Source organism: Clostridium ljungdahlii (genome assembly GCF_001636845.1).
Classification (GTDB): domain Bacteria; phylum Bacillota; class Clostridia; order Clostridiales; family Clostridiaceae; genus Clostridium_B; species Clostridium_B ljungdahlii_A.
The window spans coordinates 1-924 of the sequence record NZ_LITT01000030.1; the positions used below are offsets into that span (position 1 = coordinate 1).

1 protein-coding gene is annotated in these 924 nt (G+C 33.1%); it reads left to right on the top strand.

What is annotated here, in order from left to right; translation table 11 throughout:
* A partial coding sequence (locus WY13_RS12225; RefSeq protein WP_242866485.1) for a transposase occupies nucleotides 1-924 on the top strand: 924 nt, incomplete at both ends.

The window sequence follows — 924 nt, forward strand, 5'->3', positions numbered from 1 at the left end:
AAAAATTATACTTCAAATCGTGGAAATTATCAATTAAAACTTCCACTAAATATTGAGTACATGATTCCAGATGATGATTCGGTGCGTTTGCTAAGTCAATTTATTGAGGAGATGGATTTAACAGATTTATATTTGACTTACTCCCGTATAAGGGAGAATCAGGCAACACCACGTCAGATGCTTAAAATTGTACTTTATTCTTACATGAATCACGACTATTCATCAAGATTAATGGAGAAATCATGCAAAAGAGATGTGAACTTTATGTACCTTCTAGAAGGTTCTCCAGCACCTGACCATTCTACATTTGCTAGGTTCCGCAGCATTCATTTTGCTCCATGTTCAGAAACAATCATGGCCGAAATGTCAAATTTCCTTTATGAGATTGGAGAAATATCAGGTGATGCTATATTTATTGATGGTACAAAAATAGAGGCTTGTGCAAACAAATATACTTTCGTTTGGAAAAAGTCAGTTTCAAAAAATTTAGCAAGACTACTTTCTAAATTAGCTGATTTTGTAGCTGAATGTGAAGAAATGTATGGGCTAAAACTTATATATGAAAATAGAGTAAAAATAAAGCACGTAAAGAAGCTGCGCAAGAAACTTTATGCCTTGAAACATGAGGGAAATATAGAATTTGTACATGGATGTGGTAAAAGAAAAACTCCAATTCAACGTTCTATTGAAACGCTTGAGGAATATCTTAATAAGTTAAAAGAATATACACAAAAACTATATATCTGTGGTAAACGTAACAGCTATTCAAAGACAGACAAAGATGCAACATTTATGAGGATGAAAGAAGATGCTATGAAAAATGGTCAGTTAAAGCCAGCTTATAATGTTCAACATGGAGTTGATTCTGAATATATAGTATGGCTTACTATAGGCGCTAAGCCTACAGATACAACAATGCTGATT